The organism is Streptomyces sp. NPDC026673 (assembly GCF_040638135.1).
Lineage (GTDB): Bacteria > Actinomycetota > Actinomycetes > Streptomycetales > Streptomycetaceae > Actinacidiphila.
The window spans coordinates 115,828-136,886 of the sequence record NZ_JBEZXR010000011.1; the positions used below are offsets into that span (position 1 = coordinate 115,828).

The 21,059-nt window shown below is 72.9% G+C and carries 15 protein-coding genes and 2 pseudogenes; 12 read left to right on the forward strand and 5 right to left on the reverse strand.

Features of this window, described 5'->3' with window-relative positions; all coding sequences use genetic code 11:
* Positions 1 to 26: 26 nt before the first annotated feature.
* On the reverse strand, positions 27 to 2,246 hold the full coding sequence (locus AB0F62_RS11660; RefSeq protein WP_361795666.1) for an ATP-dependent RecD-like DNA helicase: 2,220 nt from the start codon (positions 2,244 to 2,246) through the stop codon (positions 27 to 29).
* A 193-nt stretch (positions 2,247 to 2,439) separates the two neighbouring features.
* On the opposite strand from AB0F62_RS11660, the gene AB0F62_RS11665 reads away from it, so the two are divergent.
* From AB0F62_RS11665 to AB0F62_RS11690, 6 genes and pseudogenes are all read left to right on the forward strand, one after another.
* Positions 2,440 to 3,453 carry a LacI family DNA-binding transcriptional regulator gene (locus tag AB0F62_RS11665; RefSeq protein ID WP_361795669.1) on the forward strand — a complete coding sequence of 338 codons (1,014 nt, stop codon included), beginning with the start codon at positions 2,440 to 2,442 and terminating at the stop codon, positions 3,451 to 3,453.
* A gap of 26 nt (positions 3,454 to 3,479) precedes the next feature.
* Complete coding sequence (locus tag AB0F62_RS11670; RefSeq protein WP_361795734.1) at positions 3,480 to 5,000, forward strand: sugar ABC transporter ATP-binding protein; 1,521 nt, start codon at positions 3,480 to 3,482, stop codon at positions 4,998 to 5,000.
* Positions 4,990 to 6,965, forward strand: a pseudogene (locus AB0F62_RS11675) (substrate-binding domain-containing protein). Before AB0F62_RS11670 ends, AB0F62_RS11675 begins: the two are co-directional and overlap by 11 nt.
* Before the next feature lie 40 nt (positions 6,966 to 7,005).
* A complete protein-coding gene (gene rbsK / locus AB0F62_RS11680; RefSeq protein ID WP_361795672.1) occupies positions 7,006 to 7,908 on the forward strand; it encodes a ribokinase in 903 nt (300 codons plus the stop codon).
* Positions 7,905 to 8,294 (forward strand): D-ribose pyranase, encoded by a 390-nt coding sequence (gene rbsD / locus AB0F62_RS11685; protein WP_361795675.1) that lies wholly within the window; start codon positions 7,905 to 7,907, stop codon positions 8,292 to 8,294. Before rbsK ends, rbsD begins: the two co-directional genes overlap by 4 nt.
* Before the next feature lie 64 nt (positions 8,295 to 8,358).
* Entirely contained in the window at positions 8,359 to 8,802 is a 444-nt protein-coding gene (locus AB0F62_RS11690) for a DUF937 domain-containing protein (protein WP_361795678.1), read from the forward strand.
* 280 nt (positions 8,803 to 9,082) lie between these two features.
* On the opposite strand, the gene AB0F62_RS11695 is transcribed toward AB0F62_RS11690, so the two are convergent.
* Genes AB0F62_RS11695 through AB0F62_RS11705 form a run of 3 tightly spaced genes read right to left on the reverse strand, consistent with a single transcriptional unit; the run spans position 9,083 to position 12,266 of the window.
* A complete protein-coding gene (locus AB0F62_RS11695; RefSeq protein WP_361795681.1) occupies positions 9,083 to 9,934 on the reverse strand; it encodes a sugar phosphate isomerase/epimerase family protein in 852 nt (283 codons plus the stop codon).
* A gap of 2 nt (positions 9,935 to 9,936) precedes the next feature.
* On the reverse strand, positions 9,937 to 11,112 hold the full coding sequence (locus tag AB0F62_RS11700; RefSeq protein WP_361795684.1) for a dihydrodipicolinate synthase family protein: 1,176 nt from the start codon (positions 11,110 to 11,112) through the stop codon (positions 9,937 to 9,939).
* The gene (locus AB0F62_RS11705; protein ID WP_361795687.1) at positions 11,109 to 12,266 is read right to left on the reverse strand and encodes a Gfo/Idh/MocA family oxidoreductase; all 1,158 of its coding nucleotides are present in this window, start codon (positions 12,264 to 12,266) and stop codon (positions 11,109 to 11,111) included. The genes AB0F62_RS11700 and AB0F62_RS11705 overlap by 4 nt, the downstream gene beginning before the upstream one ends.
* Positions 12,267 to 13,132: 866 nt before the next feature.
* Here AB0F62_RS11705 and AB0F62_RS11710 point away from each other — a divergent pair.
* From AB0F62_RS11710 to AB0F62_RS11720, 3 genes are all read left to right on the forward strand, one after another.
* The gene (locus AB0F62_RS11710; RefSeq protein ID WP_361795690.1) at positions 13,133 to 14,239 is read left to right on the forward strand and encodes a LacI family DNA-binding transcriptional regulator; all 1,107 of its coding nucleotides are present in this window, start codon (positions 13,133 to 13,135) and stop codon (positions 14,237 to 14,239) included.
* 113 nt (positions 14,240 to 14,352) lie between these two features.
* A complete protein-coding gene (locus AB0F62_RS11715) occupies positions 14,353 to 15,306 on the forward strand; it encodes a helix-turn-helix domain-containing GNAT family N-acetyltransferase (protein ID WP_361795693.1) in 954 nt (317 codons plus the stop codon).
* A gap of 10 nt (positions 15,307 to 15,316) precedes the next feature.
* Positions 15,317 to 16,114: a sugar phosphate isomerase/epimerase gene (locus tag AB0F62_RS11720; protein WP_361795696.1), complete on the forward strand. Its 798-nt coding sequence runs from the start codon at positions 15,317 to 15,319 to the stop codon at positions 16,112 to 16,114.
* Between the two features lie 40 nt (positions 16,115 to 16,154).
* Here the strand turns inward: AB0F62_RS11720 and AB0F62_RS11725 are convergent.
* Positions 16,155 to 17,135 (reverse strand): annotated as a pseudogene (locus tag AB0F62_RS11725) (EamA family transporter); the annotation flags it as partial.
* Here AB0F62_RS11725 and AB0F62_RS11730 point away from each other — a divergent pair.
* From AB0F62_RS11730 to AB0F62_RS11740, 3 genes are all read left to right on the forward strand, one after another.
* Positions 17,094 to 17,999: a LysR family transcriptional regulator gene (locus AB0F62_RS11730; RefSeq protein ID WP_361795699.1), complete on the forward strand. Its 906-nt coding sequence runs from the start codon at positions 17,094 to 17,096 to the stop codon at positions 17,997 to 17,999. The pseudogene AB0F62_RS11725 and the gene AB0F62_RS11730 overlap by 42 nt on opposite strands.
* Before the next feature lie 61 nt (positions 18,000 to 18,060).
* Complete coding sequence (locus tag AB0F62_RS11735) at positions 18,061 to 19,041, forward strand: hypothetical protein (RefSeq protein WP_361795702.1); 981 nt, start codon at positions 18,061 to 18,063, stop codon at positions 19,039 to 19,041.
* 79 nt (positions 19,042 to 19,120) lie between these two features.
* Positions 19,121 to 20,923, forward strand: coding sequence for a glycoside hydrolase family 3 protein (locus AB0F62_RS11740; RefSeq protein ID WP_361795705.1), 1,803 nt, complete (start codon positions 19,121 to 19,123; stop codon positions 20,921 to 20,923).
* The last annotated feature ends 136 nt before the right edge of the window (positions 20,924 to 21,059 follow it).

The window sequence follows — 21,059 nt, forward strand, 5'->3', positions numbered from 1 at the left end:
GGGGGCCGAATGGTGGCACCCAGTGCCTATCTTGCCGCCCTGGCCAGCCGGTGGTCGAGTGCCGTGAAGCGTCTGCCTGCGGAGACCGTCCGGACGGCCTGACCGATCGCCCTGCGGGAGCCCACGAGCACGACCAGCCTCTTTGCCCGGGTAACGGCCGTATACAGCAGGTTCCGCTGGAGCATCATCCACGCCCCGGTGGTGACAGGGATCACCACGGCGGGATATTCGCTGCCCTGCGACCGGTGGATCGTCACCGCGTAGGCGTGCGCCAGCTCGTCCAGCTCGTCGAAGTCGTAGGGAATCTCCTCGTCCTCGTCGGTCAGTACGGTGAGCCGCTGCTCCACGGTGTCCAGGGAGGTCACGACCCCCACCGTTCCGTTGAAGACGCCATTGGCGCCTTTCTCGTAGTTGTTCCTGATCTGGGTGACCTTGTCGCCCACCCGGAAGGTGCGACCGCCGAAGCGCCGCTCGGGAAGGTCCGGGCGGGCCGGGGTGACCGCCTGCTGCAGCAGCCCGTTCAGGACGCCCGCGCCCGCGGGGCCGCGGTGCATGGGGGCGAGCACCTGGACGTCGCGGCGCGGGTCGAGGCCGAATCTGCGCGGAATCCGGTGGGCGGCCACGTCGACCGTGAGCCGGGCGGTCTCCTCGCCGTCCTCCTCCACGAAGAGGAAGAAGTCGTCGAGCCCCTGGGTGAGCGGCGGGGTTCCCGAGTTGATCCGGTGCGCGTTGGTCACCACGCCCGACTGCTGGGCCTGGCGGAAGATCCGGGTCAGCCGGACCGACGGGACCGGCCCGCTGTCGGCCAGCAGATCGCGCAGCACCTCGCCCGCGCCCACGCTGGGCAGCTGGTCGACGTCGCCGACGAAGAGCAGGTGGGCGCCCGGCGGCACCGCCTTGACCAGCTTGTTGGCCAGCAGCAGATCGAGCATGGACGCCTCGTCGACGACCACCAGATCGGCGTCGAGGGGCCGGTCCCGGTCGTACGCGGCGTCTCCGCCCGGCTTGAGCTCCAGCAGCCGGTGCACGGTGGAGGCCTCGGCGCCGGTCAGCTCGGCCAGCCGTTTGGCCGCCCGGCCGGTCGGCGCGGCAAGGACGACCTTGGCCTTCTTGGCCCTGGCCAAGGCCACCACGGACTTGACCGTGAAGGACTTGCCGCAGCCAGGCCCCCCGGTGAGCACGGCGACCTTCTCGGTGAGCGCCAGCCGCACCGCCTGCTGCTGCTCGGGGGCGAGGTCGGCGCCCGTCCGCTCGGCGAGCCAGGTCAGGGCCTTGTCCCAGTCCACGTCCCGGAAGGCGGGCATCCGGTCCTCCGGGCCGCGCAGCAGCCGCAGCAGCGATCCGGCCAGGGAGATCTCCGCCCGGTGGAAGGGCACCAGATAGACCGCGCGCACCGGATCCCCGCCCCCGTCCGGGGCGGGGACGGGCTCGACGACCACGCCCTCCTCGCCGGCCAGTTCCGCCAGGCAGTCGATGACCAGCCCGGTGTCCACCTGGAGCAGCTTCACGGCGTCCGACAGCAGCTGCTCCTCGGGCAGGAAGCAGTTGCCGTTGTCGGTCGCCTGGGACAGCGCGTACTGGAGCCCGGCCTTGACCCGCTCGGGACTGTCGTGCGGGATGCCGACGGCCCGCGCGATCCGGTCCGCGGTGAGGAAGCCGATGCCCCAGACGTCGGCGGCCAGCCGGTACGGCTGGTTCCTCACCACGGAGATCGACGAGTCGCCGTACTGCTTGTAGATCCGCACCGCGATCGACGTGGACACGCCGACGCCCTGGAGGAAGACCATGACCTCCTTGATGGCCTTCTGCTCCTCCCAGGCGGCGCCGATCAGCTTGGTGCGCTTGGGCCCCAGGCCCGGGACCTCCACCAGCCGACCGGGCTCGCGCTCGATGACGTCCAGGGTCTCGGTGCCGAAGTGCTCGACGATCCGCTCGGCGATCCGCGGGCCGATGCCCTTGATCAGCCCGGAGCCCAGATACCGGCGTATGCCCTGGATCGTGGCCGGGAGGACGGTCGTGTAGTTCTCCACGGTGAACTGCTTGCCGTACTGCGGATGGGAGCCCCAACGGCCCTCCATGCGCAGCGACTCGCCCGGCTGGGCGCCCAGCAGCGAGCCGACGACGGTGAGCAGGTCGCCGCCGCCCCGGCCGGTGTCGACGCGGGCGACCGTGTACCCGTTCTCCTCGTTGGCGTATGTGATCCGCTCGAGGACGCCCTCGACGACGGCCAGTCTCAACTCCCCCACGGCGCGGGCCACCTCCCCGGATGTGCGATGTGATCCGACGGTACCGCCCGGCCCCGACAGGCCGCGGAAGCCTGTGGACAACACCCTCTCGACAAGGTCTCGGAATGTAACGATCCGGTTTCGTGCTCTTGCCTCGGAGCATGTAATCGATTCCAATCCTCTTTGTAATCGATTCCACGAGGAGGTGGGACGGGTGGCGAGCATCAAGGACGTGGCATCACGAGCCGGTGTCTCCGTCGCGACGGTCTCCCGCGTGCTCAACGACCACCCGGCGGTCCGCCCCGACACCCGTACACGGGTGCTGGAGGCCGTGGCCGAGCTCGGCTACCGACCCAACGCGGTGGCGCGCTCCCTGCGCACCGACCAGACCCGGACACTCGGCCTGGTCATCAGCGACGTGCTGAACCCCTTCTTCACCGAGCTCGCCCGCTCCGTGGAGGACGAGGCCAGGGCGCTGGGCTACAGCGTGATCATCGGCAACGCCGACGAGCGGCCGGAGCAGCAGGACCACCACATCCGCACGCTGCTGGACCGCCGCATCGACGGACTGCTGGTCAGTCCCACCGACGGCGGCTCCCCGCTGATCCTGGACGCGGTGCTCTCCGGCACCCCCATGGTCTTCGTCGACCGCTGGATACCCGGGATCGGCAACGACGTGCCGGTCGTCCGCACGGACGGCTGCGACGCCGTCCGCGACCTGGTCGCACATCTGCACCGCCTGGGCCACCGCCGGCTGGCGATCATCGCCGGCCCCGCCGCGACCACCACGGGCCGCGAGCGCGTGGAGGCCTTCCGCAAGGCGCTGGCCGCCTTCGGTCTGCCGCTGCCGGACGAGTACGTCGGCCAGGGCGACTTCCAGGCGGACAGCGGTCGCCGGGCCATGGCGCGCTTCCTGGAACTGCCCGTCCCCCCGGACGTGGTCTTCGCCGCGGACAACCTGATGGCGCTCGGCGCCATGGACGAGATCCGCGCCCGCGGCCTGCGCGTGCCCGAAGACATCGCGCTCGCCGCCTTCGACGACATCCCGTGGTTCCTCCACACCGATCCGCCGATCACCGCGATCGCGCAGCCCACGGGCGAACTCGGCCGCGCGGCCGTGCGCTCGCTGATCGACCGGGTGGAGGGCAGGCCGGCGCCGTCGGTCACCGTGTCCGCCCGTCTCGTTGTCCGCCGTTCCTGCGGCGCGTCCGAAGGGAGTCCCCGTTGAGCACGAGCAGCCCCGAGCTCCTCCGCATGGAGGGCGTCCGCAAGGTCTTCCCCGGTGTGGTGGCCCTCGACGGCGTCGACTTCGATCTGCGCGAGGGCGAGGTGCACGTCCTTCTCGGCGAGAACGGCGCGGGCAAGAGCACCCTCATCAAGATGCTCTCCGGCGCCAACCGCCCCGACGGGGGCCGCATCCTCGTCGACGGCCGGGAAGCGCGCATCCATGGAGCGCAGGACGCCGAGAAGCTGGGCATCGCCACCATCTACCAGGAGTTCAACCTCGTCCCGGCGCTGAGCGTCGCCGAGAACATCTTCCTGGGCCGCCAGCCCCGCCGCCTCGGCCTGGTGAACCGCAGGCAGATGAACGCGGACGCGGCCACCCTGCTGGCCAGGGTCGGCGTGGACGTCGACCCCCGCACCCCGGTCTCCGAACTGGGCATCGCCCGCCTGCAGATGGTGGAGATCGCCAAGGCGCTCAGCCTGGAGACCCGCGTCCTGATCATGGACGAGCCGACCGCGGTCCTCACCAGCGAGGAGGTCGACAAGCTCTTCCGGATCGTGCGCAAGCTGCGCGAGGACGGCGTGGGCATCGTCTTCATCACCCACCACTTGGAGGAGATCGCCGCCCTCGGCGACCGCGTCACCGTCCTGCGCGACGGCCGCAGCGTCGCCCAGGTGCCGGCGCGCACTCCCGAGAACGAGCTGGTCCGCCTCATGGTGGGACGCAGCATCGAGCAGCAGTACCCGCGCGAGCGCGCCGAGGCGGGCGCGCCCCTGCTGCGGGTCGAGGGGCTCACCCGGGGCGGCGTCTTCCACGACGTGAGCTTCGAGGTGCGGGCCGGCGAGGTCGTGGGCCTGGCCGGACTCGTCGGCGCCGGGCGCACCGAGGTCGTCCGCGCGGTCTTCGGCGCCGACCCGTACGACTCCGGGACGGTCGAGGTGCTCGGCAGGCGGCTGCGCCGCCACGACGTCAACGCCGCCATGGACGCGGGCATCGGACTCGTGCCGGAGGACCGCAAGGGCCAGGGCCTGGTGCTGGACGCCACCATCCAGGAGAACCTGGGCCTGGTCACCCTCGGCCGGGCCACCCGCGCCGGCTTCGTCGACCGGGCCGGGCAGCGCAAGGACGCCGATCGGATCTCCGGGCAGCTCAAGGTCCGCATGGCCGGGCTGCACCAGCACGTGCGCACTCTGTCGGGCGGCAACCAGCAGAAGATCGTCATCGGCAAGTGGCTGCTGGCCGACACCAAGGTGCTCATCCTCGACGAGCCGACCCGCGGCATCGACGTCGGCGCCAAGGTCGAGATCTACCAACTCATCAACCAACTCACGGCTTCCGGCCACGCGGTGCTGATGATCTCCAGCGACCTCCCCGAGGTGCTGGGCATGAGCGACCGCGTCCTGGTGATGTCCCAGGGCCGGATCGCCGGTGAACTCCCCGCGCACGAGGCGACCCAGGACTCCGTCATGGCCCTGGCCGTCAGTGCGGCGCCCGCCGACGGCGGCAGCGCAACAGCAACGAAGGATGTGGAGGGCTCCCGTGGCCACTGACACGCTCAAAAGCAGTACGGACACGGGCGGCGTCGCCGCGGCACGCCGTGTGCTCCTCAACAACGGCGCGCTCAGCGCCCTGGTGGTCCTGCTCGTGGCCCTGTCGTTCCTGTCGGGCGACTTCCTGTCCACGCAGAACCTGCTCAATGTCGGCGTCCAGGCGGCCGTCGTGGCGATCCTCGCCTTCGGCTCCACCTTTGTGATCGTCGCGGCGGGCATCGACCTGTCGGTCGGATCGGTCGCGGCGCTGTCCGCGACGGTGCTCGCCTGGGGCGCGAGTTCGGCGGGCCTGCCGGTGTGGCTGGCGGTCGTGCTGTCCGTCGCCACAGGTGTCGCCAGCGGACTGCTGAGCGGCCTGCTGATCTCCTACGGCAAGCTGCCGCCGTTCATCGCGACCCTCGCGATGCTGTCGATCGGCCGCGGGCTCACCCTGGTCATCTCCCAGGGCAGCCCCATCGCCTTCCCCGACTCCGTCTCCCACCTGGGCGACACCATCGGCGGCTGGCTGCCCGTCCCTGTCCTGGTGATGATCGTCGCGGGCGCCGCCACGGCCATCATCCTCGGCCGCACCTACATAGGCCGCGCGATGTACGCGATCGGCGGCAACGAGGAGGCGGCCCGCCTCTCCGGCATCCGCGTCAAGCGCCAGAAGATCATCATCTACGCGCTGTCCGGTCTCTTCGCCGCCGTCGCGGGCATCGTGCTCGCCTCCCGTCTCGCCTCGGCGCAGCCGCAGGCCGCGTACGGCTACGAGCTGGACGCCATCGCGGCGGTCGTCATCGGCGGCGCCAGCCTCTCCGGCGGCGTCGGCAAGGCGTCCGGCACCCTCATCGGCGCGCTGATCCTGGCGGTCCTCCGCAACGGGCTCAACCTGCTGTCGGTCTCCGCCTTCTGGCAGCAGGTCGTCATCGGCGCGGTCATCGCCCTCGCCGTCCTGCTCGACACCCTGCGCCGCCGCTCCTGACCGAACCGCGCGCTCCCCAGAACCCCCGAATTCTTCTCCGCACCACACAGCAAGGAACCCCCATGCGCACCAAGCTCCTCTCCGCCACCACCGTCGCCGTCGCCGCCCTGGCGCTGACCGCCACCGCCTGCAACTCCGGCTCGGGCTCCGGCTCCTCCTCCGACATCAAGGTGGGCCTGTCGGTCTCCACCCTCAACAACCCCTTCTTCGTGCAGCTGAAGGAGGGCGCGCAGGCCGAGGCGAAGAAGGAAGGCGTCAACCTGACCGTCACCGACGCGCAGAACGACGCGTCGCAGCAGGCCAACCAGCTGCAGAACTTCACCAGCCAGAACGTGAAGTCGATCATCGTCAACCCGGTGGACTCCGACGCGGCCGGCCCCTCGGTCAAGGCCGCCAACAAGGCCGGCATCCCGGTCGTCGCGGCCGACCGCGGCGTCAACAAGGCCGAGCTCGCCACCACCGTGGCCTCCGACAACGTCGAAGGCGGCCGGCTCGCCGCCAAGACCCTGGCCGAGTCGCTGGGCGGCAAGGGCACCGTCGTCGTCCTCCAGGGCACCGCGGGCACCTCCGCGGCCAACGAGCGCGGCCAGGGCTTCAACGAGGGCATCAAGGCCTACCCGGGCATCAAGGTCGTGGCCCAGCAGGCCGCCGACTTCGACCGCACCAAGGGCCTGGACGTCATGACCAACCTTCTGCAGGCCCACTCCGACGTCACCGGCGTCTTCGCCCAGAACGACGAGATGGCGCTCGGCGCCGTCAAGGCGCTCGGCGACAAGGCCGGCAAGTCGGTCAAGGTCGTCGGCTTCGACGGCACCCCCGACGGCCTCACCGCCGTCAAGGCCGGCACCCTGTTCGCCTCCGTGGCGCAGCAGCCCAAGGAGCTGGGCAAGCTGGCCGTCCAGAACGCGGTGAAGGCCGCCAAGGGCGACAAGCTCGGCAGCCTGGTGAAGGTGCCGGTCAAGGTCGTCACCGAGAAGAACGTCACCGAGTTCTCCTCCTGACGGACGACCGGTACGGCTGAACCCCCGAAGGGACACGCAGATGCACGGCCACGACCTGCTGGTCGTAGGGTCGGCCAACGCCGACCTGGTGATCCACGTCGACCGGCGCCCGGCGGCCGGTGAGACGGTGCTCGGCTCCGACCTCGCCACCCACCCCGGCGGCAAGGGCGCGAACCAGGCCGTCGCCGCCGCCCGGCTCGGCGCGCGCACCGCGCTGCTCGCACGGGTCGGCGACGACGCCCACGGGCGGCTGCTCGCCGCCTCGCTGAGATCGGCGGGCGTCGACACCACCGGCGTCCTGACCGGCGACACCCCGACCGGGGTCGCGCTGATCACCGTGGACCCCTCCGGGGACAACAGCATCGTGGTCTCGCCGGGCGCCAACGCCCGGCTCACCGCGGCGGACGTGACCGGGGCGCGCGAGCTGGTGGCCGCCGCCCGGGTGGTCTCGCTGCAACTGGAGATACCCCTGGAGTCCGTGGCCGCCGCAGTGGCGACGGCCACGGAGTCCGGGACCCGGGTCGTACTGAATCCCTCGCCGCCCGCGGCCCTGCCCCGGGAGGTGCTCGCCGGCTGCGATCCGCTCGTGGTCAACGAGCACGAGGCCCGCGTCCTGCTGGGCGCGGAGTCCGGGGACACCCCCGAGGCGTGGGCGGCGGGGCTGCTCGCGCTCGGCCCGCGCTCGGTGGTCGTCACGCTGGGCGCCGCGGGTGCCCTCGCGGCGACCGCCGACGGCACCGTGCGCGTGCCGAGCCCGCGCGTGGAGGCGGTCGACACCACGGGCGCCGGCGACTCCTTCACCGGAGCGCTGGCCTGGCGCCTGGGTGCGGGCGACGACCTGGTGACCGCCGTGCGCTTCGCGGTGCGGGTGGGCGCCGTGGCCGTCACGAAACCGGGTGCGCAGGAATCCTTCCCCACCCTCGAAGAAGTGGGTCAGCTGTGAAGAAGTCCGGAATCCTCAATCGCCATCTCGCGGGCGCCCTCGCCGTGCTGGGCCACACCGACCTGGTCGTGGTCTGCGACGCGGGGCTCCCGATCCCTCCCGGGCCGATCGTCGTCGACCTCGCGTTCCGGGCCGGCACCCCGTCGTTCTCCGAGGTCCTCGACGGCCTGCTGGAGGAGCTCGTGGTGGAGGGGGCGATCGCGGCCAAGGAGGTCCGCGACCACAATCCCGAGGTGACCGCCCAGCTCGACGGGGCCTTCCCCGATCTGGAACTGGTGCCCCACGAGGAGTTCAAGGCCCGCACCCGGCAGGCCCGCCTGGTCGTCCGCACCGGCGAGTCGCGGCCGTACGCCAACGTCATCCTCCGCTGCGGCGTGCCGTTCTAGGCGGTACATCCTTCCGGCTGCGGTCGGCGGGCCGGGCGGGCGATTCCCGCGTAGCGTCCCGAGCATGAGCGACCGACCGCTGAAGGACGAGGTACTGGAGGAGCTGGGGGACGACCGGCTCCGGGAGATCGCCGAGCTGCTCGGGACCGACGCCGCGGAGGCGCAGCGGGTCGTGGGGAGTTCGGTGGCCTCGATCACGGGGGTGCTGACCGACGACGCGGTGACGCCCGGCGGCACCGCCGAACTGTGCCAGGCCATGGAACAGGCGGCGAACGAGCCGGAGCCGCTGCCCGCGGCCGCCATGGGCTTCGCCGGAGTGACGGGCGGTACGGGACCGGAACCGGGCCGGGGTGTGCTGGCGGCCGTGCTGGCCAGGGTCGCCGCCCCGGCCGCGCGGGCGGTGGCCAAGCGGACCGGTCTTCCGGTCGAGGCGGTCACCGCGGCGCTGGAGACGCTGATCCCCGTGATGGCGTCCGTACTGGCCCGTCGGGCCCGCGAGAAACGCTGAACGGGGCGGACGGACGGAGCGGACGGACCGGGCGGACGGGACCGGGTGACCCAAGCGGGCCGCCCGCCCGGACCGTCCCGAGCAGGCGAAAGGGGTCCGGCTGAGCCGGACCCCTTTGGCGTTCCCCTCCCTCTGCGCGATGCCCCGAGCCCCCTCCGGACGCCGCGCTCTCCCCCACTCAAGACCCATACGAGGCCCCCCTCCGGGGTCTTGACGCTAGATAGACCCACCGGCCCGGGGGATGGTTGCACGACTTGCCGAAGAAATTTTCAGAGATTTCTCAGAGCACGTGCAGCCGGTACCGGGCGGCCGTCTCGGCCAGCACCTCGGCCCCGTCCCGGGCCCACAGCGCGGGGTTGAAGATCTCCACCTCGACGGCCCCCGAGAAGCCGGCCGCGTCCACCCGCTCACGGAAACCGCGCAGGTCGACGCAGCCGTCGCCGAGCTGGCCCCGCCCCAGGAGCACGCCCTCGGGGAGCGGGGTGACCCAGTCGGCGACCTGGAACGAGGCGATCCGGCCGCCGGCCCCGGCCCGGGCGATGTCCTCGGCCGCCCGGTCGTCCCACCACAGGTGGTAGGTGTCCACGACGACGCCGACCTGCTCCGCCGGGAAGCGCTCGGCGATGCCGAGGGCCTGGCCGAGGGTCGACACGACGCAGCGGTCGGAGGCGTACATCGGGTGCAGCGGCTCGATCGCCAGCCGCACTCCGCGCTCCGCGGCGTACGGGGCGAGGACGGCGACCGCGTCGGCGACGCGCTCGCGGGCGCCCGCCATGTCGCGGTCCCCGGCCGGGAGGCCCCCGGAGACCAGGACGAGGGTGGCGGTCCCGAGGGCCGCGGCCTCGTCGACGGCCGCCCGGTTGTCGGCGAGCGCGGCGGCGCGCTCCCGTGGTTCGGAGGCGGTGAAGAAGCCTCCGCGGCAGAGCGAGGTGACCGTCAGCCCGGCGTCGCGGACCAGCTTCGCCGCGGCCTCGACGCCGTACTCCCGGACCGGCGCGCGCCACAGCCCGACGCCGGGTACACCGAGCCTGACCAGCCCCTCGACCAGTTCGGGGAGGGACAGTTGCCGCACGGTCTCCTGGTTGACGCTCAGCCGGCCGAGACCGCCTGAGGGCCGATTGTCAGTACTCAATGTCACACTCCGTACACGGAGAGCAGTTGGGTCATGCGGGACGCGGCGAGCGCCGGATCGGGGAACAGTCCGATCCGGTCGGCCAGTTCGTACGCGCGGGCCAGATGGGGGAGGGAGCGTGCCGAGTGGAGACCACCGACCATCGTGAAGTGCGACTGGTGGCCGGCCAGCCAGGCGAGGAGGACGACGCCCGTCTTGTAGTGGCGGGTGGGGGCGCCGAAGAGGTGCCGGGACAGCTCGACGGTGGGGTCGAGCAGCGCCCGGAAACCCGCGGTGTCACCGGTGTCCAGAAGGCGTACGGCCCGGGCGGCGAGCGGCGCGAGCGGATCGAAGACGCCGAGCAGGGCGTGGCTGAAGCCCCGGTCGTCACCCGCGATCAGCTCGGGATAGTGGAAGTCGTCGCCGGTGTAACAGCGGACGCCGTCGGGGAGGCGGCGGCGAAGCGCGACCTCGCGTCCGGCGTCGAGCAGGGAGATCTTGACTCCGTCGACCTTGCCGGGTTGGGCCGCGATCACCTCGAGGAGGGTGTTCGTGGCCGCGTCCAGGTCCGTGCTGCCCCAGTAGCCCTCCAGCGCGGGGTCGAACATCGGGCCGAGCCAGTGGAGTACGACGGGCTGGGCGGCCTGGCGCAGGAGGTGGCCGTAGAGCTCCAGGTAGTCGTCGGGGCCCTTGGCGGCGGCGGCCAGCGCGCGCGAGGCCATGAGCACGGCCCGCGAGCCCGCGTCCTCGACGACGGCGAGCTGCTCCTCGTAGGCGGTCCGGATCTCGCCGAGGCCGTGGGGACGGCCGACCGGGTCGTCCGCCAACTGGTCGGTCCCCGCGCCGCATACGAGGCGGCCGCCTGTCGCACGGGCCTCGGCCGAGGAGCGGCGGATCAGTTCGGCGGCGCCGGCCCAGTCCAGTCCCATGCCGCGCTGGGCGGTGTCCATGGCCTCCGCGACGCCGACGCCGTGCGACCACAGGTGACGGCGGAAGGCGAGCGTGGCGTCCCAGTCCAGCGCGGCGGTCCGGCCCGCCGCGGTGCGAAAGGGATCGGCGACGACATGGGCGGCCGAATAGAAGACGCGACTGCGTGGTTCACCGGCGGCCGCAGGGGCCGTCGCATGGGCGGCGGGCTCGGTGCGCGGTTCGTAGGCGGACAGCCGGCCCGACTCGGTGGGGAGGTGAAGGATCGTCACAGGGACAGCTCCGGTACGTCGAGGCGGCGGCCCTCGGCCGAGGACCGCAGCCCCAGCTCGGCGAGCTGGACACCGCGGGCGCCGGCCAGAAGGTCCCAGGTGTAGGGCTCGTCCAGGAAGACGTGGCGCAGGAAGAGCTCCCACTGGGCCTTGAAGCCGTTGTCGAACGCGCCGTTGTCCGGGACTTGCTGCCACTGGTCGCGGAAGACCTCGGTTGCGGGCAGGTCGGGGTTCCAGACCGGCCTGGGGGTGGCGGAACGGTGCTGTGCGCGGCAGTTGCGCAGTCCGGCGACGGCCGAACCCTCGGTGCCGTCGACCTGGAACTCCACCAGTTCGTCGCGGTTGACGCGCACGGTCCAGGAGGAGTTGATCTGGGCGACCACGCCGCCCTCGAGCTCGAAGATGCCGTAGGCCGCGTCGTCGGCCGTGGCGTCATAGGGCTTGCCCCGCTCGTCCCAGCGCTGCGGGAGATGGGTGGCGGTGAGCGCCTGCACGGACACGACGCGGCCGAACAGCTCGTGGAGGACGTACTCCCAGTGCGGGAACATGTCGACGACGATGCCGCCGCCGTCCTCGGCTCGGTAGTTCCAGGACGGCCGCTGCGCCGACTGCCAGTCGCCCTCGAAGACCCAGTAGCCGAACTCGCCACGGACGGAGAGGATCCGCCCGAAGAAGCCCCCGTCGATCAGCCGCCGGAGCTTGAGCAGACCGGGGAGGAAGAGCTTGTCCTGGACGACGCCGTGCCGGACGCCCGCGGCGGTGGCCAGACGGGCCAGCCGCAAGGCGCCGTCCAGGTCGGTGGCGGTGGGCTTCTCCGTGTAGATGTGCTTGCCCGCGGCGATCGCCTTGGTGATCGCCTCCTCGCGGGCGCCGGTGATCTGGGCGTCGAAGTAGATCTCTGTGGCGGGGTCGGCGAGCACCGCGTCGAGGTCGGTGGAGACCAGGGCGGGGTCCAGGCCGTGGCGGTCGGCGAGGGCGCGCAGGGTGTGCTCGCGGCGGCCAACGAGGACAGGCTCCGGCCGCAGCACGGTGCCGTCGCCGAGGTCGAGGCCTCCCTGCTCGCGCAGGGCGAGGATCGAGCGGACGAGGTGCTGGCGATAACCCATTCGGCCGGTGACGCCGTTCATGGCGATCCGCACGGTCCTGACTGTCACGTGGGGTTCCTCTCTTCGACGGATCGCCGCCGAGCGACAGCAAGCGCTTTCCGTCGCCTCACGCTAAAGGCTGGCGAACTCTTGAGACAAGAGGGCGTGCAACCGGGAGTAAGCGCTTGCCTGCTGTCGCGGCACGCGATCACCACCCCGCACGCGAAGACGCCGCGCCGCCCGGCGCGTGGCCGCACGGGCGGCCGCTCACCAACTGGTCACCGCGACGGCCGCCCCGACGCCGCCCTGCACGCCCTCGTCGCATGCCCGCCATCGCCATCGCGATCGACATCGGCGGGCACCCTTCGGCGGCAGCCCGGCGTGAACGGCGGCGACGGCACGTCAACACGCCTGGCAGATGGGGCCCTTGGCGCGGCCGGGGCGGGAGGCCGCGCGGCGGGCCTGCCGCGGCAGGGCGGACACCTCCGACGGGCCGCCCGCCGCGCTGGGCCCCTCGGACCCCGGCACGGGCCCCGCCATGCGCACCTCCGCGTCGACGGAAGACCTGAGAACAAGGCGAAACGGACTCCCCACTTCCGGCGTCCCGGCGCCCTCCCCGGCACGGCGGCCTCTCGGACCCGACCGCGACCGCGACCTCGGCCTCGACCACCACACGCCGCACCACGCCCGGGCAGTCACCACGCGAGCCCACCTGCGCCACGCAAGGCCCGCCGCCCGGCCGGCACCCGGCCGGCACCCAAGCCGGGGTTCCGAATAAGGACAGAAAGCGCTTTCTCATAGAGTGTCCCCAGGACGGCGGAAAACCGCGGACAAGGGGGTACGCAACGCCGCTCCCCCACCGGCCCCCGAGGTGAGAGCATGTGCCGCTACGGGCGGAGGGCCCGGGGACGACCGACCCGGAGGAATCAGACAAGATGGCAGTGACCCTCGCCGACGTCGCGGCGCGCGCCGGAGTTTCGGCCGCGACCGTGTCCCGTGTCCTGAACGGCAACTACCCGGTCGCCGGGAGCACCCGCGAGCGCGTCCTGAGGGCCGTCGACGACCTCGACTACGTCGTGAACGGGCATGCCCGCGCGCTGGCCGCCGCCACCTCGGACCTGGTCGGGGTCCTGGTCAACGACGTCGCCGACCCCTTCTTCGGGCTCATCGCCAGCGCTGTGCAGAGCGAGATCAGCGGCGGCGCCGAGCAGCCGTCCGGGGCGCCCGCCGGCGCCGGGAAGCTCGCCGTGGTCTGCAACACCGGGGGCTCCCCCGAGGCGGAGCTCAACTACCTCACCCTGCTGGAGCGGCAGCGGGCCGCGGGCGTGGTGCTCACCGGGGGTGCCGTCGAGGGCACCGGGCACTCCGCCGCCGTCGCCGGCCGCCTCGCCCGGCTCGCCGCCTCCGGCACCCGGATCGTGCTGTGCGGCCGCCCGCCCGTCCCGGAACTCTCCGGGCTCTCCGGCCCCGCCGCGGACGCCGTGATGACCGTCGCCTTCGACAACCGCGGCGGAGCACAGCGCCTGACCGAGCATCTGCTGGCCCTCGGCCACCGCACCATCGGCTACGTCGCGGGCCCGGCGGACCGCAGCACCACCCGCCACCGCCTGGAGGGCCATCGCGCCGCCCTGGCCGAGGCCGGGCTCACCGGGTCCCCCGCCCGGCTCGAACGTCTCACCGTGCACGGCTACTACGACCGCTCCTCCGGATACGACGCCGCGCTGGAGCTGCTGCGCCGCGAGCCGGGGCTGACCGCGGTCGTCGCCGCCAACGACACGGTGGCGCTCGGGGTCTGCGCCGCGCTGCGTGAGCGCGGGCTGCGCATACCCGAGGACGTCTCGGTCGCCGGCTTCGACGACCTCCCCTTCAGTGTGGACGCCGTGCCGGCGCTCACCACCGTGCGCATACCGCTGCAGGAGGCGGGCGCCCGCGCCGGACGGCTGGTCATGGGGCGGCAGGCACCACCCCCGGGCGGCCTGGCGACCGTGCGGACGGAGCTGATGGTCCGGGCGTCGACGGCGGCGCCGCGCCACGGGGCGTAGAGCAGCGGATCCCGCGGCCTCGCCGCCACCGCCGGACATGGGGCCTGGCCACCTTCGCCGGACCCGGATACCTTTGACCCAGTCAAAGAATTTTCCCGGGGAGGCGACCAGCCGTGACCGTCCAGGAGATCCGGGCGTTCAACCGCTTCTACACGAACCTGATCGGCGCGCTGGACTACAGCCGCCATCTGCACACCCCGTACACGCTCACCGAGGCCCGGGTCCTGTACGAGCTCGCCCACGCCGCCGACGACGGCCTGGACGCCGCCGACCTGCGTACCGCGCTCTCCGTGGACGCCGGGCAGCTCAGCCGGATGCTCGCGGCCTTCGAGGAACGGGGCCTGGTGACGCGCGCGCCGTCGGCGCGGGACGCCCGGCGGCAGCGCGTGGAGCTGACGCCCGGCGGCCGCGAGGCGGCCGGGCTCCTCGAGGACCGGTCCCGGGAGGCGGTCGCCTCCCTGGTCGGCGGGCTGGCCCCGGGCGACCGCGAGCGCCTGACGGGGGCGATGCGCACCGTCCGCGACGTCCTCGGCGGCGCTCCCGACACAGGCGCTCCCGACACAGGCGCCCCCGACACGGGTGCCTCCCACGCGGGCGCCCCCGCGCCGCGGGTCCGGCTGCGTGAGCCGCGCCCGGGCGACCTGGGCTGGGTGGTCCAGCGCAACGCCGAGGTCTACGCCGAGGAGCACGGCTGGAACGCCGAGTACGAGACCCTCGTCGCCCGGATCGTCGCGGACGGCCACGAGCGCGCCTGGATCGCCGAACTGGACGGCGAGCGCGCGGGCTGCGTCTTCTGCGTGCGGGACGACGCGCCCGGCACGGCACGGTTGCGCCTGCTGCTGGTGGATCCGGCGGCCCGGGGCCACGGAATCGGCCGCAGGCTGGTCGACGCCTGCGTCGAGCACGCCCGCGCGGCCGGTTACCACGAGCTCGTGCTGTGGACGAACGACGTTCTGGCCTCCGCCCGCCGGATCTACCAGGCGGCCGGCTTCGAGCTCGTCGGAGAGAAGCCGCACCGCAGTTTCGGCCGCGATCTCGTCGGGCAGGACTGGCGGCTGGTGCTGTAACGTCCGAAAAGTGAAGCTCGCGTTCTCGACCCTCGGCGTGCCGGGGCTCCCCGTGCCGGACGTGGTCCGGCTCGCCGCGGAGCACGGATACCACGGCGTGGAGCTGCGGGCCGGTCACGAGGAGCCGGTGCACAGCGGTCTGACGGAGCGCCAGCGCGGGGAGGTGGCGGACGAGTTCCGCCGGGGCGGTGTCGCGATCCTGGCGGTCGCCTCCTACGTACAGGTGGCCGCGCCGGGTGAGGACGCCCCCGCGCTGCGGGGTCTGCGCGACCACGTACGCCTCGCCGCCGATCTCGGCGCCCCGTACGTACGGGTGTTCCCCGGGGCGGGCGACGACGATCCGGACGCCGCGGACACCCGGGCGGCCCGCCGGCTGGCCGCGGTGGCCCCGGAGGCGGCCGACGCGGGCGTGCGGGTACTGGTGGAGACCCACGACTCGCACCGGACCGGTGCGGACGTGGCGCGGATCCTGGGGCTGGTGGGGCATCACAGCACGGGCGCGCTGTGGGATGTGCTGCATCCCTGGCTGGGCGGGGAACAGCCCGAGCACACCTACCCCGTACTCGCCCCCTACCTGGGCTATGTCCAGGTCAAGGACGTCTCCTCGGCGGAGGACACCACCCCGCTGCCCCTCGGGCACGGGGCGCTGCCGCTGGCAGGCACGGTGGAGGTGCTCAGTCGCGCGGGCTGGGACGGCTGGCTGTGCTGGGAGTACGAGAAGCGCTGGTATCCGCAGGTGCGGGCGCTGCCGGAGCTGTTGTCGCGGGGGCGTTCGCACCTGCTGCGGCTGCTCGGCGAGTCGGCCTGAGTCCGGCGCCCGGCCAAAGCGAACCCAGCGACGTCACGGCGACGCCCCCGACCAGCAGGACGGCGGCGATCCAGCGCAGCGGGCCGACGCCCTCGTCCAGCAGCAGAGCGGCGGACGACATGCCGAACACCGGGACGAGCAGCGAGAACGGGGCGACCGCGGAGGCGTCGTAGGTCCGCAGCAGGAAGCCCCAGGCGCCGAAGCCGAAGACGGTGGTGATCCAGGCGACGTAGACGATCGCGCCGGCGCCGCTCCAGTCCAGGGCGCGCAGCGCGGCGGCGTCCGCGGCCGGCCCCTCGAAGACCAGGGAGAGGGCGAACAGCGGCAGCGGCGGGACGAGGCTGACCCACACCATCCAGCTCAGCGCGTCCGGCGGCGCGGCCCTGCGGGTGAGTACGTTGGACAGCCCCCAGAAGGCGGCGGCCGCGACGACCAGGGCGAACGCGCCGAGCGGCCCCGATGCGCCCTCGTCGTAGGCGGCGACGCCGATGCCGGCGAAGGCGACGCCCATGCCCGCGATCCGCAGCCGGCCGGGGCGTTCACCCAGCAGGGCGACCGCGAGGAGGGCGGTGAAGACCGCCTGGACCTGGAGCACCAGCGAGGACAGGCCGGCCGGCATGCCCTGGTTCATGCCGATGAAGAGCAGGCCGAACTTGGCGACTCCGAGGACGAGTCCGACGGCGACGATCCGCCGCAGCGCGACCCCCGGCCGACGGACGAAGAAGACCGCGGGCACCGCCGCGACCAGGAAGCGCAGGGCGCAGAAGAGCAGCGGCGGGAAGTGTCCGAGCCCGACCTCGATGACCACGAAGTTCACGCCCCAGACCGCGGCGACGAGGACCGCGAGGGCGAGGTGTACCGGTCGCATCGCTCCAGCATCGGGCACCGTACTCTTAAGCACTATCGAGACTTGCTGCACTGTCGGATTCAGTGTTGCTGAACAATGCGTCTCCGGCGCACGGGATGACGAGGTGAACGGATGCTGGACCTGGCCCGCCTGCGGGCGCTGCACGCCGTGCATGTGCACGGTTCGGTGGGGGCCGCGGCCACGGCCCTCGGATACACCGCCTCCGCCGTCTCCCAGCAGATCGCGAAGCTGGAACGGGAGACCCGTACGACGCTCCTGGAGCGCCAGGGCCGCGGTGTGGCGCTGACCGAGGCGGCCCAGTTGCTGGCCGAGACCGCGCAGGAGCTGATGGCGATCGTGGAGCGGGCCGAGGTGGCGCTGGAGGAGCGGCGCGGCAGGCCCACCGGGCGGCTGACGACGGCCGCGTTCCCGACGGCGGCGCGCGGCCTGCTCCCGGAGGTGCTGGCCGGACTGGCCGCCGCCCACCCCTCGCTGGAGCTGCGGCTGGTGGAGGAGGGCGCGCATCTCTCCGTCGATCTGGTGTCCCGCGGCGTCGTCGACCTGGCGGTCGTGCACGACTGGGACATCGCCCCGCTGCCCGCGCCCGAGGGCCTGGAGCGGGTGGTGATCGGCGAGGACCGCTGCGACGTGCTGGTCCCCGCCGGGCACCCGCTGGCGGCGCGCGCGGCGCTCGTCCGCGAGGACATCGTCGACCAGCGGTGGATCTGCCAGCCGCCGGGACACGTGTGCCACGACTGGCTGGTGCGGACCCTGCGGGAGGCCGGCACCGAGCCGGACCTGGCGTTCCAGGTCGCGGAGTACCAGACGCAGTTGGCGCTGGTGGCGGCCGGACTCGGGATCGCGCTGGTGCCGCGGCTGGGGCGCGGGCCGGTACCGGAGGGCGTGGTCGTGGTGCCGCTGGAGCCCGCGCCGGTGCGGCGGCTTTACGCCTTGTGGCGGACAGGGGCGTCGCGACGTCCGGCCATCACGGAGACGGTCCGGGCGTTGCGCGCGCACTACCCGCGGGTCGTTGCCTGACGATGAGCGGATGTCACTCATCCACAGGGAACCGTTTCCGCCCCGATCCCGTCCAACCGGCGTGCTGCTGGGGAGTCTCCGCAAAGCGGTGTCGGTCGCGCTGCTGGCTGCGTCGCTGACAACCCTCTCCGCCGCCTGCGGCCGGCAGCAGCCCGCCACCGGCGTACCCCCCTCCGACAACGCCGGTGGCGGCCCCGCCCCCTCCGCCATCGTCACGCCGACGCCGTCGACCTCCGCACCGGGCGGACCGGCGGTCTCGGCCTCGGCGCCCCTGTCGGGCAACGGCGCGATCTCGACCCGCCGCGTGTACGTCAGGGAGACCACGCGCGGGGTGCCCGAGGTGCACACCGTCCTCGACAACGAGCGCGACCTGTCCCGTTTCCCCGGCTACTTCATGAAGTCGGACCCGAAGATCGCCGACGCGATCGCCTCCCGCGCCGCGCGGACCGACTTCTCCCGCTCGGTCCTGGTCGCCTGGAGCCGCACGACCGGCTGCAACAGCACGAAGGACGCCCTCCTCTTCCGCAGCGGCAGCCGACTGGTGCTCGGCCTCGCCCAGTCCCCGATGGGCCAGTGCCTGGTCGCCAACCACGTGGTCGTCGTCTTCGAGGTGCCGCGCGACCGGATGCCGAAGGAGCCGCGCTTCGCCCAGGAGCGGAACCCGCGGGCCGATCCGCCGGCCCCGGGGCGCACGGTGGCGTTCGGCGGTCTCGAGGACATCCGGGAGTACAACGGCCGCCGCAGCGCCGAGGTCACCTCGGCCCGCCAGCTCGAGGCCTTCCTCGCCGGTCTGCCCCGCAAGGGGGCCGCCGCGCTGCGCGAGCAACTGACACGGCATCCGCGGCGCGGTGACGAGCGGCGTTTCGCCTTCGTGCTGACGGGCTGCGGGCCCACCGGGGCCGTCCTGACCATCGGCCGGCGGGAGCTTTCGGCGTCGCCCACCGGGGACGAGGCCATCCGCTGCATCCAGACCCAGTCCTACGCGGCGGTGCTCGCGGTGCCCTCGCAACTCGTGCCCGCGCATGCCCAACTCATTGACTGACAATAACTTTCCGGATAAGCGTGTCTGCTTGAAGGTTTCTTTCAGATGCGTCCTCTCCTCCTTCCGGAAGGAGTCCGTCATGCACAGCAGTCCCCGTCCCTCCCGTCGTACGGTGCTCGGTGCCGCCGCGGCCGCCTCCACGGCCCTGGCCCTCGGCGTCCCGGGCACCGCGAACGCCGCCGACACGGCCGCGGCGGACCGCAGACGTGTCCGCGCGCTGATCGGCCGCATGAGCATCGAGGAGAAGATCGGCCAGCTCTTCGTGATGCGCGTGTACGGCCATTCGGCCACCGCCCCCGATCCGGCCGACGTCGCCGCGAACCAGGCCGAGATCGGGGTCGCCAACGCGGCCGAGCTGATAGCCAAGTACCACGTCGGCGGCATCATCTACTTCGCCTGGGCCCACAACACCCGCGACCCGCACCAGATCGCCGATCTGTCCAACGGCATCCAGCGGGCCTCCCGGATCCCGCTGCTGATCTCCACCGACCAGGAACACGGCGCCGTCGCCCGCGTCGGCTCCCCCGCCACGCTCTTCCCCGGCGGGATGGCGCTCGGCGCGGGCGGCAGCACGAAGGACGCCCGGCGGGCCGCCGCCGTCGCCGGGGCCGAACTGGCCGCGATGGGCATCACCCAGGACTACGCGCCGGTCGCGGACGTCAACGTCAACCCCGCCAACCCGGTCATCGGCGTGCGCTCCTTCGGCGCCGACCCGAAGGCCGTCGCCGCGCTCGTCGCCGCCCAGGTGGAGGGCTACCAGCGGGCCGGGGTCGCCGCCACAGCCAAGCACTTCCCCGGTCACGGCGACACCGGCACCGACAGCCACTACGCCCTGCCGATCATCACGCACTCCCTGGAGGAATGGCGGCGCCTGGACGCGCCGCCGTTCCGGGCGGCGATCGCCGCCGGCATCGACTCGATCATGACCGCGCACATCCTGGTGCCCGCCCTCGACGACTCGGGCGACCCCGCGACGCTCTCCCACCCCATCCTCACCGGCATCCTGCGCGAGGAACTCGGCTACGACGGCGTGGTCGTCACCGACTCGCTCGGCATGGAGGGCGTGCGGCAGAAGTACGGTGACGACCGGGTCCCGGTGCTCGCCCTCAAGGCGGGCGCCGACCAGCTGCTCAACCCGCCGGTCATGGAGACCGCCTGGCAGGGCGTCCTCGCCGCCGTGCGGTCCGGGGAGCTCACCGAGGAGCGGCTCGACGAGTCCCTCACCCGGATCCTCATGCTCAAGGCGCGCCGCGGGCTGCTCGACGACCCGTATGTCACCCACCGCGGCGTGGACCGGACGGTCGGCACCCGCGGCCACCTGGCGGAGGCCGACCGGATCACCGAACGCACCGTCACCCTGCTGGCGAACCAGGGCGCGCTGCCGCTGCCCGCCCACCGCGGGCTGCTGGTCGTCGGCGCCGACCCCGCCGCCCCCTCGGGCACCGGCGGCCCGCCCACCGCGGTACTCGGCGCGGCCCTGACCGCCCTCGGGCACACCGCGCAGGTCCTGCCGACCGGGACCGCGCCCGGCCAGGCGACGATCGACCAGGCGGTCGCCGCGGCACGGGGCAAGGACGCCGTGGTGGTGGCCACGTACAACGTCACCGGGGCGTCGGCGGGCCAGATCGCGCTGGTGGCGGCGCTCGTCGCGACCGGCGTGCCCGTCGTGCAGATCGCGATCCGCAACCCGTACGACATCGCCCGGCTGGACGGTGTCGCCGCCTCGCTGGCCACCTTCGGCTGGACGGACGTGTCGATGCGGGCGGCGGCGCGGGTCCTCGCGGGCCGGGTGCGGCCGACCGGGAAGCTGCCGGTGGCCGTTCCGGCGGCGGACGATCCGGCGCGGACGCTCTACCCGGTCGGCTGGGGCCTGCGGTACTGAGCACGCGGCGCGCGAGGCGGCCCCTCCCCTGAGCAGGTCACACCGCCTATCCTGCCGAAAACGGGCAACTCGCCCGGGCGACGGGGTGGGGGGCCGCCATGCGCGTTCACACGGGGCCGGGACGATTCCCCGGGCC